This is a genomic window from Salinibacterium sp. NG22, from assembly GCF_015864925.1.
Taxonomy (GTDB): domain Bacteria; phylum Actinomycetota; class Actinomycetes; order Actinomycetales; family Microbacteriaceae; genus Rhodoglobus.
The window spans coordinates 199,356-213,750 of sequence record NZ_JADYWG010000002.1; the positions used below are offsets into that span (position 1 = coordinate 199,356).

At 61.4% G+C, this 14,395-nt stretch carries 17 protein-coding genes and 1 riboswitch; of the genes, 3 read left to right on the plus strand and 14 right to left on the minus strand.

Annotated elements, in window-relative coordinates:
* Window positions 1–75: 75 nt before the first annotated feature.
* From I6E81_RS10535 to I6E81_RS10545, 3 genes are read right to left on the minus strand one after another with little or no spacing between them, the layout of a single operon-like run.
* Window positions 76–465, minus strand: a complete 390-nt coding sequence (locus tag I6E81_RS10535) for a PPOX class F420-dependent oxidoreductase (RefSeq protein ID WP_197107403.1) — start codon at window positions 463–465, stop codon at window positions 76–78.
* A gap of 21 nt (window positions 466–486) precedes the next feature.
* Window positions 487–693: a CDGSH iron-sulfur domain-containing protein gene (locus I6E81_RS10540; RefSeq protein WP_197107404.1), complete on the minus strand. Its 207-nt coding sequence runs from the start codon at window positions 691–693 to the stop codon at window positions 487–489.
* Window positions 690–1,979, minus strand: coding sequence for an iron-containing redox enzyme family protein (locus I6E81_RS10545; protein ID WP_231604133.1), 1,290 nt, complete (start codon window positions 1,977–1,979; stop codon window positions 690–692). The genes I6E81_RS10540 and I6E81_RS10545 overlap by 4 nt, the downstream gene beginning before the upstream one ends.
* 195 nt (window positions 1,980–2,174) lie before the next feature.
* Window positions 2,175–2,284, plus strand: a riboswitch (TPP riboswitch).
* Between I6E81_RS10545 and I6E81_RS10550 the strand changes: the two genes are divergently transcribed.
* Window positions 2,275–3,627: an MFS transporter gene (locus I6E81_RS10550; protein ID WP_197107405.1), complete on the plus strand. Its 1,353-nt coding sequence runs from the start codon at window positions 2,275–2,277 to the stop codon at window positions 3,625–3,627. Its footprint overlaps the riboswitch before it by 10 nt.
* On the opposite strand, the gene I6E81_RS10555 is transcribed toward I6E81_RS10550, so the two are convergent.
* The 5 genes from I6E81_RS10555 to I6E81_RS10575 all read right to left on the minus strand — a co-directional run bounded on the left by I6E81_RS10555 (window position 3,612) and on the right by I6E81_RS10575 (window position 7,995).
* Window positions 3,612–4,880, minus strand: a complete 1,269-nt coding sequence (locus I6E81_RS10555; RefSeq protein ID WP_197107406.1) for a Fic family protein — start codon at window positions 4,878–4,880, stop codon at window positions 3,612–3,614. The genes I6E81_RS10550 and I6E81_RS10555 overlap by 16 nt on opposite strands.
* Before the next feature lie 111 nt (window positions 4,881–4,991).
* Window positions 4,992–6,029, minus strand: coding sequence for an LLM class flavin-dependent oxidoreductase (locus I6E81_RS10560; protein WP_197107407.1), 1,038 nt, complete (start codon window positions 6,027–6,029; stop codon window positions 4,992–4,994).
* Window positions 6,026–7,030: a Ppx/GppA phosphatase family protein gene (locus tag I6E81_RS10565; RefSeq protein ID WP_197107408.1), complete on the minus strand. Its 1,005-nt coding sequence runs from the start codon at window positions 7,028–7,030 to the stop codon at window positions 6,026–6,028. The genes I6E81_RS10560 and I6E81_RS10565 overlap by 4 nt, the downstream gene beginning before the upstream one ends.
* Before the next feature lie 42 nt (window positions 7,031–7,072).
* A complete protein-coding gene (locus I6E81_RS10570; RefSeq protein ID WP_197107409.1) occupies window positions 7,073–7,561 on the minus strand; it encodes a heme-binding protein in 489 nt (162 codons plus the stop codon).
* Between the two features lie 74 nt (window positions 7,562–7,635).
* On the minus strand, window positions 7,636–7,995 hold the full coding sequence (locus I6E81_RS10575; protein ID WP_197107410.1) for a zinc ribbon domain-containing protein YjdM: 360 nt from the start codon (window positions 7,993–7,995) through the stop codon (window positions 7,636–7,638).
* Between the two features lie 181 nt (window positions 7,996–8,176).
* Between I6E81_RS10575 and I6E81_RS10580 the strand changes: the two genes are divergently transcribed.
* On the plus strand, window positions 8,177–8,761 hold the full coding sequence (locus tag I6E81_RS10580) for a nitroreductase family protein (protein WP_197107411.1): 585 nt from the start codon (window positions 8,177–8,179) through the stop codon (window positions 8,759–8,761).
* A 56-nt stretch (window positions 8,762–8,817) separates the two neighbouring features.
* Here I6E81_RS10580 and I6E81_RS10585 read toward each other — a convergent pair whose 3' ends face one another.
* The 5 genes from I6E81_RS10585 to I6E81_RS10605 form a co-directional block, all read right to left on the minus strand.
* Entirely contained in the window at window positions 8,818–9,123 is a 306-nt protein-coding gene (locus tag I6E81_RS10585; protein WP_197107412.1) for a hypothetical protein, read from the minus strand.
* 31 nt (window positions 9,124–9,154) lie between these two features.
* Window positions 9,155–10,174, minus strand: coding sequence for a hypothetical protein (locus I6E81_RS10590; RefSeq protein WP_197107413.1), 1,020 nt, complete (start codon window positions 10,172–10,174; stop codon window positions 9,155–9,157).
* A 55-nt stretch (window positions 10,175–10,229) separates the two neighbouring features.
* A complete protein-coding gene (locus I6E81_RS10595; RefSeq protein WP_197107414.1) occupies window positions 10,230–10,904 on the minus strand; it encodes an SDR family oxidoreductase in 675 nt (224 codons plus the stop codon).
* A gap of 123 nt (window positions 10,905–11,027) precedes the next feature.
* Window positions 11,028–11,414 (minus strand): hypothetical protein, encoded by a 387-nt coding sequence (locus tag I6E81_RS10600; RefSeq protein WP_197107415.1) that lies wholly within the window; start codon window positions 11,412–11,414, stop codon window positions 11,028–11,030.
* Between the two features lie 9 nt (window positions 11,415–11,423).
* Complete coding sequence (locus I6E81_RS10605; RefSeq protein WP_197107416.1) at window positions 11,424–11,681, minus strand: DUF4190 domain-containing protein; 258 nt, start codon at window positions 11,679–11,681, stop codon at window positions 11,424–11,426.
* A 176-nt stretch (window positions 11,682–11,857) separates the two neighbouring features.
* Here I6E81_RS10605 and I6E81_RS10610 point away from each other — a divergent pair, with 176 nt between their 5' ends.
* Window positions 11,858–12,814 carry a class II glutamine amidotransferase gene (locus tag I6E81_RS10610; RefSeq protein ID WP_197107417.1) on the plus strand — a complete coding sequence of 319 codons (957 nt, stop codon included), beginning with the start codon at window positions 11,858–11,860 and terminating at the stop codon, window positions 12,812–12,814.
* 220 nt (window positions 12,815–13,034) lie between these two features.
* Here the strand turns inward: I6E81_RS10610 and I6E81_RS10615 are convergent, their stop codons facing one another.
* The gene (locus tag I6E81_RS10615; protein WP_197107418.1) at window positions 13,035–14,156 is read right to left on the minus strand and encodes a PD-(D/E)XK nuclease family protein; all 1,122 of its coding nucleotides are present in this window, start codon (window positions 14,154–14,156) and stop codon (window positions 13,035–13,037) included.
* Window positions 14,157–14,395: the final 239 nt, after the last annotated feature.

The window sequence follows — 14,395 nt, forward strand, 5'->3', positions numbered from 1 at the left end:
AGTCAAAAGGTTCGGATTCGAGACTCATCGAGCCGTCTACAGATGCCGCCAGCGGAGTGCGCGTCGCCGCAGGCTCTAGAGCCGAATCTCGAGCGCCACAGACTGCCCCGCAGTGCCACGGACCTTTTGCGCGAGGCGAATCGCGGTGTACTTGGCACCGTATTTTTTCTTCAAGGCCGCATCCATTACATCCAACGTCGCTGTATCGTCGCGCACGGCTGCCGTTGCCGGCACCGCAACGGCTCCTTCGACAATGTTGCCGCGCATATCGCAGGGCGTGACCTCAACCCGAGGGGTGTGCCGCACCCGCTTCACCTTGCCTGAGGAGGGCGCCGTAGTGACGAACAATCGGTCCCGGTCGGCGACCACCCACACCGGTGTCGACACCGGCTCCCCTGACTTGCGGAAGGTAGTGACGGAGACATAGGTCTCGGTGGCGAGTGTGGAAAAGTCAGCGGCAGTCATGCGCCCATTATCCCCGTGGCACTACGCCTTGAAGTTGATCAGCTTGTGAGTGCCGTCACAAAACGGCTTTATCGCCGAGACCCCACACCGACAAAGAGCAACCGTTGTGCGTGTCTGCTCAATAGCTTCACCGTCGGAGGAGCGCAGGTCAATCTCGCCGCGGACGAGCAGTGGCCCGTTGGTGCAGGCCACTATCTCAACGTCATCTTTACTCTCTGACGAACTCATCGGCCCGCTCCCGCGCTCGTGATCGATGCGGAGGACGCGGGATCATCGCCCCTACCGGTGAGCACTGCGTCGAAGGGGAAAGGCTTACGCAGCGACGACTCTCCGGCCACCCACGACTCGAGGATGTGCTCGCCTACCCAGTCGTCGATCAGCAGGCACGCACGGGCACCGAAGAAGATCTCACTGAGCAAGGCCGGCTCGCTCTCGGCAAGCCCGCCGGCGAGGTCGCGGGCGGCAATTTGCTCGTGAACGGCATCCGCTTCAACGTGTTCGTCGAAGTACTCGGTGACGTTCTTGCCGAAACCTAATCGACGAAAACCGCGGGCGTAGAGCCCGTTGGGAATCGACGATGTCATTTCGAATGCCGCCAGATGCCCTGCGATCGCGCCCCGGAGACGGCGATTCATGCCGAACAGAGAAATCATGTTGAACGAGGCGAGCGTGATGGCCGGGGCGAAATTAACATAGGTGCCGTAGCGAGAGTCGAGCCCAATGCCCCGCATCGATCGCGCGAACAACTCCGAGTGCATCCGTTCGCGTCGACCGTTGCCGTATTCGTCCGCCTGGATCTCCACGAGCGCAGCCTTAGCCCGCCCGGTAAGTCTCGGGATCGCCCACGAGTGTGGATCGGCCTCTTTCAGCGTGTACACGGAGCGCTGCACCATGAACTCGACGGCCTGTTCGCGGGTAAGACTCTTCGCGACGTGGCGCGAGAGACTCGGTCCGGCATCCGGATCAGGGGCAGTGAGGGCGAAAAGCGCCTTCGCGACATCTTCTGCCGCTGCGTTGGGGAGCTCTGGCGTGGGCACTAGGCGTCGGAGCTGGCCTTCGAACGCTCGTTCCAGCTCAAGGCGAGCGGCGATGGTATCGACATGCCATTCCCATTGGTCACCGTTTTCGACGACGCGGCCGTAGTACAGACCGTAAAGAAGGTAGAGGGCAAGCTGCACGTCGTCATCACGCACTAGGTCGCGCCCGCTCTCGATAGCCGCGGTCACTTCGTCGGCAAGACCGTCGATCGTGTGAGGTGGCGACTGGCTCGCGAAAGCGTCGATGAGCAGCGAGCTGATCGGGCCGCGAGGCTCAATCTCCTCGTCGTGCCAATTTTCGCAGAGAGCGCTGGCTGCATCTGGACTGGTGTTGGGGGCTACTGCGGGTGCGTCGTAACCTGCGCCGTTGTGGGGTGCGGTTTCGTGCGCTGGAGAGTTCTCCGTGGGGTGCATCATGACCTCTCCGATCGTGTCGAAGCCCTGAGAGCGGGCACCCGATTGCCCGCTCAGCTTCATTGGTGAACTTATGTTGCCAACCGTTTCGGGCGCCGTCAACGCAATTGCCGCGCTCCCAAATATTTCTCAGTAAGCTCACCGAGAACGCTCAACTGATAGGTCTACCGGTGGATGCCGCGGCGTCGAGCAGCCGGCACGTCGGGTCACTGCTGCTCGCGAGCCGGCGCTGCTGCGGCGCGCGAGTGCTATGTTGTTGCACGTCCCCACGGGAGCCCACAGGCAAGGGCTGAGAGGAAGCTGACGCAGCTTCGACCGTTGAACCTCCCGGGTAATGCCGGCGAAGGAAGTACGGCTCATGCGCCCCACTAGCTCGTCCCCCGCTGTCTCTGTTGCTGCAACCGACTCTGCTGCTCCGCTCGGCACCCGACGCGCGGTGCGCGGCGGCATCTTCGGCAACTATGTCGACCAGTTCGACATCTTCTTGCCGGTCATCGCCCTGGCCCCGGCATCCGCTCAGCTGTTTGGCTCGGACAATCTGGTCGGGAACGCAGGCCTGATCTTCGTCGCAACCCTGCTGGGGCGCCCGATCGGGGCGGCGATCTTCGGATCGATCTCTGACCGCATCGGGCGAACGGCAACCACGAAAGTTGCTCTGCTCGGTGTCGCTCTCACGACGCTGCTGATCGCGCTCGTGCCCAATCACACGGTGCTGGGCAGCGGCACGCTGGCCGCGATTTTGCTGCTGCGTTTTGTGGGCGGCATCTTCCTGGGCGGCGAATACACCTCCGCCATTCCGCTCGCGATGGAATGGTCGCGGCCCGAACGGCGCGGCCTCGTCAGCGGCCTCATCATGTGGATGTCGCCCTGGGCCAACGCGTCGATCGCGGGCATGGTGTTCGTGCTGCAGAGCGTGCTCGACGCCGCCGCCTATAGCCAGTGGGGCTGGCGAACGCTCTTCATTCTGGGCTCGCTGCTCGCCTTCACCATGCTGTTCTACTACCGTGCGCGGGTCGAAGAGTCGCCGCAGTGGCAACGCCCGGGGCAGCGCACTAACCCGTTGAAAGAGATTCTCGTCGGCCGCCACCGCCGCGCGCTCTGGCAAGTGTTCATCATGATGAGCGGGCTCTGGCTACTCACCAACATGGCGATTCCCGTGCTGGCCGGTCAACTCGGTTCCGGCGCAGGGGCGCTGGGCGCGACAGGGACACTGGATGGTCGAACCCTGTCATTCGCGATGATGATCGGCACCGCGGCATCCGCTCTCACCATGGCAGCCTGCGGTCACCTCTCGACCTTCACCGGACGGCGACGCTTCTTTATGGGTTTTGGGCTATTGACCGCCGTGGCCGGACCGCTCGCGTTTCTCGCGGTGTTTGCGGCACCCAGTCTGGGGCAGCTCGTGCTCGGAGTAGTCGCGCTTCAAGTCGTGACGGTGTCGGCGTACGGGCCAGTCGGGGCGTACCTCGTGGAGCGGTTCCCCACTTCGGTGCGCGCGAGCGGGTACGGGGTCGGGTACAGCCTGTCGATCGTGATTCCCGCGCTCTACCCGTACTACCTGCCCGCGATGCAAGGCGTGTTGGGGCAGCAGGGTGCGGTTGCGGCGTTGCTCGCACTCGGCGGGGTGCTGATTGCTGTGGGGGCGTTTCTGGGGCCGGAGACGGCGGGGGTTGATCTTGACGGTGAGTCGCAGCCTCAGTTGCGCAGCTGACCCACTGCATCGACGTCGGGGGCGGCCGGCGCATGGCGGGGCTTACCGTCGGAGGTGTCCCCGCCCCCGATTCGATTGCTGCGTTCGGTGAGCGCAACGAGTCCGAGGTGTCGGTCCGAGGTCCAGCACACCAGTCGCCCTTTGTGATCCTTGGTGCGAGACAGGATGCCCGCCTCACCGAGTTGGTTGAGAGCGCCCTGTGCCGCGACCGTCGAGACTCCATAGGTTGCTGCGACCCGCTCTGCTGTCAGAACAGGTTCGGATGGGAGATTCTTGAGCACACTCACAACGACGGCTCCCCGCCGTGGTTGCGCTGGCGACAGCCCGCTCTCGGTTCGAAAAGCGAAAAGCTGATCGAGCAGTACACCGTCGAGCTGCGTGATGTCTTGGGCGAGTTCGACGGCGTTGGACGCAGCCTGCTCGGCCGCACGTGAGAATCCGACAATCCAATCATCGACACGATCTGCCCGGAAATCGGTGAGGCCGTCGATGTAGGAGTCTTTGTTGCCGGCGAAAACGGTGGAGATCGGCACGAGAATGTTGCGCAGGGCATCCGACCGCTTCAGCACCGTGTGGATGAGAGCTCGGCCCGTGCGACCGTTGCCATCGATAAAAGGGTGAATGGTTTCGAACTGAGCGTGGGCGAGCGCCGCCCGAACGACAGGGTTGCCTTCAGTGGCGGTGACAAAGTGGGCAAGGTTATCGAGCAATCGGCGCACCTCAGTTTCGGGAGGCGGCACGAACTCTGCCCTCAGCGGCGACCAGCCATTTCCGCCGACCCAGTTTTGCTCGCGACGAATCCCGGGTGGGAGGGACGGCTCAATAACGTGTTGCAGATGTTCGATGTCAGAGAGGCTGACCGGCCTCGTGCGGTCGGCCAGCACATCAATCGACTCTTCCGTTGCTCTCACGTTTGCAATCACGTCGAGAGCAACGCTCTTGCCCTGGTGCAACACTTCGGCGATCGCGAGTTTTTTGGGAGTGACCCGGTTTCCTTCAATCCACGACGAAGAGATACTTTCGGACCGGATCAGGAGATGGTTGAGGTATCCACTTTTCGCGCCAATGCGTTCGTCTGCCCGCGCGAGAACGGCGAGGGCATCCGTTGCCGCCTGGCTTGCTTCATCGGAAATTCGTGGGAGCACTAGATCTAGCTCGTCGGGAACGAACGCACGAAACGTGCCAGCTGCGCGGTCTTTGCGGCTCAACCCAGCGCCATCTTGTGGATTCCACAGCAGATCGACGTAGTACATGGTGGCCACCTAAGGTTCGCGAATGGGGCGATAAAATAAGTTTAGTGCATCTAACCTTATTTTAGGCGTCGTCGCGAGTGACGGGTCTACGCCGTCGAAGAGGTCGGATTCTCAGGCGACCGAAGGCGCGCTCTCCGCATCGACCACGGGCATCACGTGCTTCACGAGCGCTTCGAGAATACGAGTGTTGAACTCGACCCCGAGCTGGTTGGGCACGGTAACCAACAGGGTGTCAGCAGCCTGAATGGCTGCGTCGCGCGCGAGCTCGGCTGCGATCAGGTCGGGGGCTCCGATATAGGAGCGGCCGAAACGGGAGCGCGAACCGTCGAGCATGCCGACTTGATCGCGCTGCTCGACCTGCCCCTGGATGCCAAAGTAGTACTCGGTCTCATCGTCAATGATGGGCAGGATGCTGCGGCTCACCGAAACCCGTGGTGCACGGTCGTGGCCGGCACTCGCCCACGCATCCCGGAACATCGCAATCTGTTCGGCCTGCAGCTCATCGAAGGGAACTCCGGTGTCTTCGGTGAGAAGCGTCGAACTCATCAGGTTCATCCCTTGCTCAGCCGTCCAGATCGCGGTGGCCCGGGTGCCTGCGCCCCACCAGATGCGTTCGCTGAGTCCGGGTGCCTGCGGCTGAATCGGCTGCAAAGCGCTCGTGCCAATCATCTGCGGATTGCCGGGAGCGAGCCCTTCGCCCGTGATCGCACGGCGAAACTTGTCCGTGTGGTCGCGAGCCATGTCGGCATCGCTCTCTCCCGCTGCCGGTTCGTAACCGAAAGCGCGCCATCCGTCGATCACCGTTTCGGGTGAGCCTCGGCTGATGCCTAGCTGCAGTCGTCCCGCGGAAATGAGATCTGCTTGCGCCGCTAGTTCTGCCATGGCCAGAGGGTGCTCGTAGCGCATGTCGATGACGCCGGTACCGAGCTCGATGGTGCTGGTGCGGGCAGCCGCGGCGGAGAGCAACGGCCACGGCGATGCATGCTGGCGCGCGAAATGGTGCACCCGAAAGTAGGCACCGTCGACGCCGACTTCCTCTGCCGCAACGGCGAGCTCCACTGCCTGCAGCAGCGCGTCAGCTCCAGTGCGAGTGCGCGACCCCTCAACGTCTTGCCAGTGCCCGAAAGAGAGGAACCCAAGTTTTGTCATACCGGCGAAACCGGTGACTCGGGCGCGCTATTCCCGAGCGAGAGGGCAACGCCGTCGAGGATGTCGTGCTCGCTCGTCGTGACCCACTCGAGCGGGTGACCTGCTGCAGCCGCCGCCTCCGCCACTCGGTGAAGCACCGTGGCCCAGATGATGGCGCCGGAGGCGATCACGTCGACGCGGCCAGGGTGCATGTAGGGCAAGGCTTCGCGTTCGGTGCGCGGCATAAGAGTGAGCGCTTCGCACGAACGGAGGACGTCTGCGAGCGGTAACCGGCTTCCGCTGATCGCGACCGGGTCGTAGCTCGTGAGGCCGAGGGCGTGCGCGGTGATTGTGGTGACGGTGCCCGCGACTCCGATGACCTCGGTTGCCTGTGAGAGGTCGACGGTTGCGGTTGCGATGTCGAGCGCTGCGCCAACGTCGCTACGGATGGCGGCGAGCTCAGATTCGGAGGGCGGGTCGCTCGTGATGTTGCGCTCCGCCAAGCGCACGCAGCCAACATCCATCGAATATGCCGCTTCAGGGATGTTGCCACCGATCACAAGCTCAGTGGAGCCCCCGCCGAGGTCAACGACGAGGTGTTGGGGCGTTAGCGCGCCGTTGGTTGCGGCATCTGGCTCGGGTGCAGGCAACGCCGTGAGCGCTCCGCGGAACGACAGCGCGGCTTCTTCGGTTCCGGGAATCACTTCGACCGGCACGCCAAGAATTGCGACGACCGCGTCGGTGAACTCGGCGCGGTTGGCGGCATCCCGTGTGGCAGAGGTAGCGACGAAACGGATGCGCTCGGCACCGTGCTCGCGGCACAGATCGGCGTAGCGGCGTACGGCCGCGATGGTGCGATCGAGGGCACCCTGGCTGAACTGGCCGGTGCGGTCGACGCCCTCCCCCAGACGCACGACTTCGAGGGTGCGCAGCACATCGGTCAGCCCGCCGTGCCCGTCGAGGTCGGCGATGAGCAGGCGGATCGAGTTGGTTCCGCAATCGATGGCGGCGACTCGGGTCATGAGTTCTCCTGAAGTGCGGTGGGTGGGGCTAGCGGGCGCGGACTAGCGAACGACCACGAGGGCTTCGTTGCGTTTCAAAAATCCCGGCTTCCACGGTGGGTCGTAGCGGGCGAAGTACACGGCACCCAAGGGTGCGACGCAGTCACGGTTGAGGGCAGCGAGCAGAGCATCCGCATTCTGTTGGTATTTCTCTTCGTTGGAACCACCGCTAAATCGCCGCGCGGCCACCCGCTGCTCGGGAACCTCGGTCGTGCGCACGGTGGCGTCACGAGGGGCGGGAACGCTCGTTGCTCCGGCAGGCATCACAAAACTCACGGTGTATTTCTTCGATTCTCCGGGAGCCTGAATGACCGGCGCGGTCATAGAAATGTTCGATGCGCTGATGTACCGGATGAGCGGACGAAATCCTTGATTGCCGGCCTCAAAGAACGAACCGTCGGCATCCACCTGAGCAAGAATGTGCGCCGGATAGAGCCGCACTTCGTAACCATCATGCTCAGAAATCACGGTGTACGGCTGCTTTTCGGTCATGCCGTCACCCTACGCCTGCGCGCCTTGAACGAGCCTGACGATTCACCGTGCAGGAAGCCCTCGGTTGCGGGAGCCTAGACCTTCTTGACGACGCTCGACTTGAGCTGCATCTGGCCGAAACCGTCGACCTTGCAGTCGATGTCGTGGTCGCCAACACCATCAACGAGGCGGATGTTGCGCACCTTCGTTCCGACCTTGATCGACGTGGGGCTGCCCTTGACCTTGAGGTCCTTGACGATGCTCACCGTGTCGCCATCGGCGAGGGGCGTGCCGAATGCGTCCTTGATGACTGCGGCGTTTTGTTCTGCTTCGGCAGCGGCATCCGCTTCACTCGGCGACCACTCGTGCGCGCACATCGGGCACACCAGCAGCGAGCCCATTTCGTAGGCGAGGTCGCTTGAGCAGTTCGGGCAGAGGGGTAGAGCGTCAGACATAAGGCACTTTCGGCTAGGCACCAATCGGGCTGGCGCAGCGCTGAACTAGTCGCTAATGGTCAATTTTACCTGATTGCACCGTTGCAGATTAGCGAGCCGATCTGGAATACGACCGGCCACGCTCACGTTGCACCCCACGACATCGCAGATCGACTCTGTTCAGCTCCTGAAAGGCCTCTTCATGACCATGCTTCACGACCGTCTCGCCGCGACCGACTCCCCCATCCTTGATGTGCTTGCCGAACGGTGGAGCCCCCGCCACTTCGATGCCACCGCACCGCTCGATGAGGCGGCGCTGCAGAATGCTCTCGAAGCTGCTCGCTGGGCACCCTCGGCATACAACAGCCAGCCCTGGCGCGTCGTCGTCGCCCGTCGTGGAACCCCGCAGCACGACGCCATCGTTTCCTCACTTATCGCGTTCAACCAGTCGTGGGCCGGGTCCGCATCAGCACTACTCGTCTTCCTGACGGAACACCACAACCCCGAGGGCAAGCCGCAGCCGACAGCCCTCTACGACACCGGCCAGGCCGTCGCCTACTTCACGATCCAGGCTCAGAGCCACGGACTGTTCAGCCACCAGATGTCAGGGTTCGACCCGGATGCCGCAGCAGCGGCCCTCGACATCGACCCCCACTTCACCCCCACCACGGTCATGGCCGTTGGCGCACTGGGTGACCCCGCGGAAATGACCGACGTCATCCGCGAGCGCGAAACCGCACCCCGCGCACGACGTGCCGCTGCAGAGTCGGTGCTCGTTAACGCTTAAGGCTTGATGTCTTGTGGAGTCCGCCTATTTGTTAAGCGCGACTCCACGCCGCCTGGTTATTCACCGCGCGATGGCGCGGCTGATCGCCCGTCTCGCGGATTCATGACGATATGAATCAGGCTCCCGAACATCCCGATTACCGAGAGCAGCAGAACTGAGCCCACGGGAACGAAGAAGTGCCACGCTTGCGCGAACTCCCATCTACCAAGCTTGCGGGTTTCGACAATGAGCGGACCGTTCCAATCGCCCGAGTACTCAGCAAGGCCGGAGACTAGAGCGAACAGCAAAAAATAAAAACCCATCGCCGCAATAACGGCCATCATGATGACCGTGACTCTGCCACGACTCGGCGGTGATGCCATCCAGATATCCACCGGCCGATGCGGATCGTCTTTATGCCACAATGTCGCCGGCGATCAGTTCACGCAGCGCGGTCACAATCCCATTCTTCACGTCGGCCGACAGGTGCGAGACAAGGACGTGTGCAACGCCCGGCTCGGTAATGATCGCGGTCGCTTTGTCATCCAGCTTGATGGATGCCGGGTCGATTGCACTGCGGAGAGACACGACCGGTTCTTCCATCAGGTCACACGAGCGAACCGCGACATCGGTAACGACAATGCCGTACACACCCGCGAAGGTTTTATCGAGCGATGCGAACGCTATGGTCTCGCCGTCACCTAAGCCAATCTTGGGGCCAAATTTCTTCAGCATCTTGGCCAAGCGGGGGTCCTCGGCGAGCAACACGTCACTACGGATGCCGAGCTCTGCCAGCCGCGGAACCAGCTCAGCAGCAGTCGAGTTCTCAGCCTCTTCCTCGCCCGGTTCACCCGCGACGGCGAGCCCGAGCGCCTGCGAAAGCTGCACGACGCTCGTCACAGCGTCCTCAAGAAGCTGAGTGAGCCGGAACTCTGGAGAGTGGCCCTCAGGCGAATCGGCGCCGATGAGCTTCACCATGTCTGACCAGTCGAACGCACTGCCAACGGAACTGATCAGGGCATGGCTAGAGGCGACCGGATCTACCGAGGTGACGGGCAGCATCCGATAGTTGGGAAGCTCTCGCCCGAACACTCCCGCGAACTTGTCTTGAATAACGATGCGCTGATCGGTGACGAGAAAACCCAGAGTCTGGCGCTTTCGTGTGAAGCGATTCATGGCGTGGTAGCCGACGAACAGCAGCGGCACCTCGTTGGGTCGCGGAGCATCCGCAAGCAACAGCTGCTCGACAGCTTCGTCGAAGACTCGAGCAGCGTCGTCAAAGACCGGGTGATCTTTCTGGCCGGGAAGGAACACCACCGGCTGCAGTTCAGACGCAAGGTCCTTAGCCCACAGCGAGAGCCGCGCAACAATGGTGTTTGTCGCCGAGCGGTGGGCCGCGGGAATGTCGCGAAGGTACTCTTCCGCTGTCGTCATGAACTGATTCCTTTCGAAAGCCGGCAGGTTGTGCGACTAGTCGCGGAAGAGCGCACTATTCGCGGCCGTCTTCGAGCGGGATGAGCATCGTGCGAAACTCGCCTTCTGCGGCGTGGATGTCCCAGATGCGAGAAGCGACGTCATCAATGCCGTTGGGCAGCTGCAGCTTGGGAATGCCGCCCGGGATGACGAGCTGACGGATGCGGATCCCCTCCCCTTCGAGCGTCTCGTGCAACATCTCGCCATAAGCGCTTTCGGCGGGGAACGCGAGGGACGTTCCCGCGAAGCCGGCACGGGCCTTCACCGAGGTTCCGCCGTTGATCAGGATGATGCTGCCGTGGCCAGCCTCCCGCATTGCGGGCAGCACTGCACGCACGGTGTGGATGAGCCCGAGGGCGGAGAACTGCAGCGCTTCGAGTGCGAGTTCGGGAGTCAGATCGAGCACCGGCTTCAGGTAATCGCGCGACGGAAGCGGGCTGTATTGGACTGACGTGATCGGCCCCAGCTCAGCAGCGGCACGAGCGAGCGCGCCCTCGAGTTGCGCCGGCTCGCGCACGTCGGCGGCGAAACCGCGGGCTGTCACGCCATCCGTTTCGAGCTCAGCGGCAAGCGCGTCGAGCTTCGACTGATCCCGCGAGATGAGGGCGACAGCGAAGCCTTCGCGTCCGAACCGGCGGGCGACTGCAGCGCCGAGTCCGGGGCCTGCTCCGATGATGGCGATAACGGGCATGAGATTCCTTCGCTGGACGTGTTTGGCGGGCTGTGCTGCTTGAAAAAGCCTACCGGCGTTCTCCTGATCAATTCGAACGGGATGACTCACGAACAATGGCGATGACGCAAGCGCGTGCTGCCGCTAAAACTCTTCGTCTGTAATGCCTAGTTTCTCTTTAGTAGCGGCCGCTTCGTCCGCGTCGAGCCAAGCGAAATCGTAGCGACCGTTGTGTGACGACTTGTGGCCGCTGAATTCGAAGTATCCCGCTTGCAGCTCCCGCACGGTGATCCACGGTGGATAGTCTTCCTGGGATCGCTCGTGAGTGCCGTCGGCCCAGACGACGATGTACCAGACCCACCATGTCTGCTGGAAGAGACTCAATGGCGATACGAAGTGTCCAACGACTGACGCGATGTGGCCGGCTTCGACGCCATCTTTCGTTAAGACACCAACGCCTCCCTCGAACGGATCCAGGGTTTCGTCCGGGATCGGAGGCTTGACATGCTTCTTCCAGAAAGACCGAATCATGGTCTAGGCCTAGCCCAGAAGTCCGCTCTGCGTCAGCCCAGCGGTCATGATCGTGAGCCAGACAGCGAAGAAAGCGACTTGGAACAACGTGCCCGCGATGCCGATGATGATCGCTGCGCGAGCTAGCCCGCGACCCGATTCCCCACTCGACGTGATCTGCTTGCGACCCATTGCGCCCAGCACCACCCCCACGATCGGAATCATGAACGCGGCGATGAATCCGATGAGTGCGAGCGTGTTGGTGCGCGGGACAGGGCTTGTTGTCATACGTCATAGTGGCACGACCGCGGAAAGACGTCGTGCGACACTGCGAGACGCGCCTAATTGTTGGAGCGGAATTCCACCGCGTTCCGTAGCCGATTGACCTCGGTGTGTTGTTCAGATGACCAGCACCGGCTCCATGCAACGACAGTAGGATGACAGGAGCCCAACGAAGGAGACTTATGTGCCGCGTGCTCGCCTACCTCGGTCCTGAGACACCACTGGAGAACCTCCTCCTCAAGCCAGAGAACAGCCTGATCAACCAGGCACTCGACCCCGAACGGCACCCGGAGCTCCAGCTGGCCGGATGGGGATTCGGGATCTGGGGCGAGCACCTGCTGAAGCCCGAAGAACCCTTCATCTACCGCCGACCCATGGCGGCCTTTTACGACGACAACGCCAGCCGGATGATCCCCAGCCTCCAGGCCAGCACAATGTTGGCGCATGTGCGAGCCGCGGCGTACGACTCGAAGGTCGTGATGGTCGACGAGAACTGCCACCCGTTCTCCTTCGAGGAGACCCCGTGGATCGTCGCCCAAAATGGCTATCTGCCCAACTGGCAGCTCCTGCAGCGCGAGCTGCTGCAGCACTGCGAGGATCGGTATCTCAAACAAATGCGCGGGAACACGGACACCGAGTTCATCTACGTGCTACTCCTCTCGCTGCTCGAAGGCGACAGTAACGAGGACGTCCAACGAGCGATCGAGAAGCTCATCGAGCTGATCGCCCAGGCGATGAAGGACCTCGACCTTGGCGCTCTGACCAAGCTGAAAATGGCCCTCGTGTCAGCCGACCGCATCATCGGTGTCAACGTCGGCCTCGGTCACCACGGTGAGACCAACCCCGCTGGTGACTGGAAGGAGCTGCGGAAGTCAGCCCCCGACAGCGACGACTTCGCGCTCTCGATGCTCCTCGAACCGATGTACCTACTGATGGGGCGCAACTTCGAGGACGACGCAACGACCTACGATTTTGAGGAGAGCAGCGAGGATGACGCGACCGGTGTCATATTCGCCTCCGAGCCTTTGACCGAGGGTGATGACTGGTCGCAGCTCAAGTTCGGCGAGATCGTCTTCCTCGAGAAGGACGGGGAGCGCATCACCAGAACCACCAACACGCTGAAGGTCTCAGCGCGCTAGGTGTTCTTCTCACAGAGATTGTGAGCAGCTTGGCGCCAAAATACGCTCTCTGGCGACCTCACACACGTCGTGCTTGAGCACTGAGCGGACGAATACCCCTGCGCCCGGATCAGAAAACCCCTAGTTGTTGAAGCGGAACTCCACCGCATTCCGTAGCCAATTAACCCGGCGAATCGATCGCTTAACGATCATTGGTACGGGAAGGCAGCGGCGACAATAATCAGAGAGAGTTGCTCGCTTCACCCAGCAGGTCAAGAATGACATCGCGGAGTCTGTGGTCGTTTGGGTCCAGGACGTCGAGCACCTCGTACAAAGTAACGCCAGACTCAACCACTGTCTGCGTGTCCGTGCGGGTGACAAATACACGCGAGTAGTCCGTGTGCTCGGGCGAGACGCGATGTTTCCAGTCAGGGTCTTGTTCATTCGCAAACCAAGCACTCGGCCCGAACTTCAGTTGCACCATGATCGGGTTCGGAAAAGTTGGAGGAGCCGTCAGCTCAAGCGCGACAGTCCACTGGTAGTTGCCCTTGTAATTGGTTTGCAGGCCCAGCATGACATCGTCACCAAATGTTGTCATCAGCTGAGAGCGAATCGATCCATCGGCAAATGATCTCAGAAGATTTTTGATTCGTTGAAGCAGTTGCCGTGCTTCGAGGTACCGCTGCCGCGCCTGCGTGGCTAAGTCGCTCGCGAACTCCTCAGCGGCCTGCTCGTGGGGCGTCTTCCTGAAACGGACTCCCTCGCCAGCCTCGGTCATCACCTGAAGGAACTTAAGAACTTCTCGATCTCCCACGATCCCCGCCTCGGTAGAAAATTTGCGGTGCATCTGCTCAATAAATGAGACCACGTCTGGGTTTTCTCGGCGATATGGAGCATCACCATCTACCGACTGGTACAGCTGCGTGAGCAATCCGCTGTATGTCAGGACATGAGCTTCTTCCCACCCGTCAGTGAGTCGCGATCTATCTTCGTCGCGACAGAGAAGCACAACCGCCCCGATACGTCCCTCGTTAACGCTGTAGCGAGAGTACTGCTCGAAATCGTGGCCGTGACCGTCTGACGAATGAAAGTTCTCCACGACAACCCTGAACTCATCGTTGTCGATCACGATGTCCGCGATATCGGCAACTTCATCCATTCGTGTCGTGTTTACCTCTTGTCGCACCAGGTAACCCTGTCTTGGGAATAGAGGCTTGTCCTTCACTCGTGAAGTGTTAATCTCATCGATAAAGATGCCGAGAAATAAATCTCCAAGATTATGAGAACCGCCAGCATCGAGCAACCAACCAAACACATTTGAGAGTTGTTTCTCGTGGGTTCCGTGATGCATGACGTCGAACACGTTAAAACGCTGATCTAGTGATCTTCCGAGAACAGGCAGAAGTAAGTTCAGGAGGTCTCCGGACACCAGCATCAACTCACTTTCGAAGAGGTCGCAAACAGCACGGTGCCGAGATCTATAGCTGCACTCGCTCAGTCTCCCATGTTCATGCCACAATCGGCGAGGATCTCCACCCGCGCGACATAGGTTTTGTATGCCTTGACGCCCTCATGCACGAACACCGCCCGAGCAACCGAAGT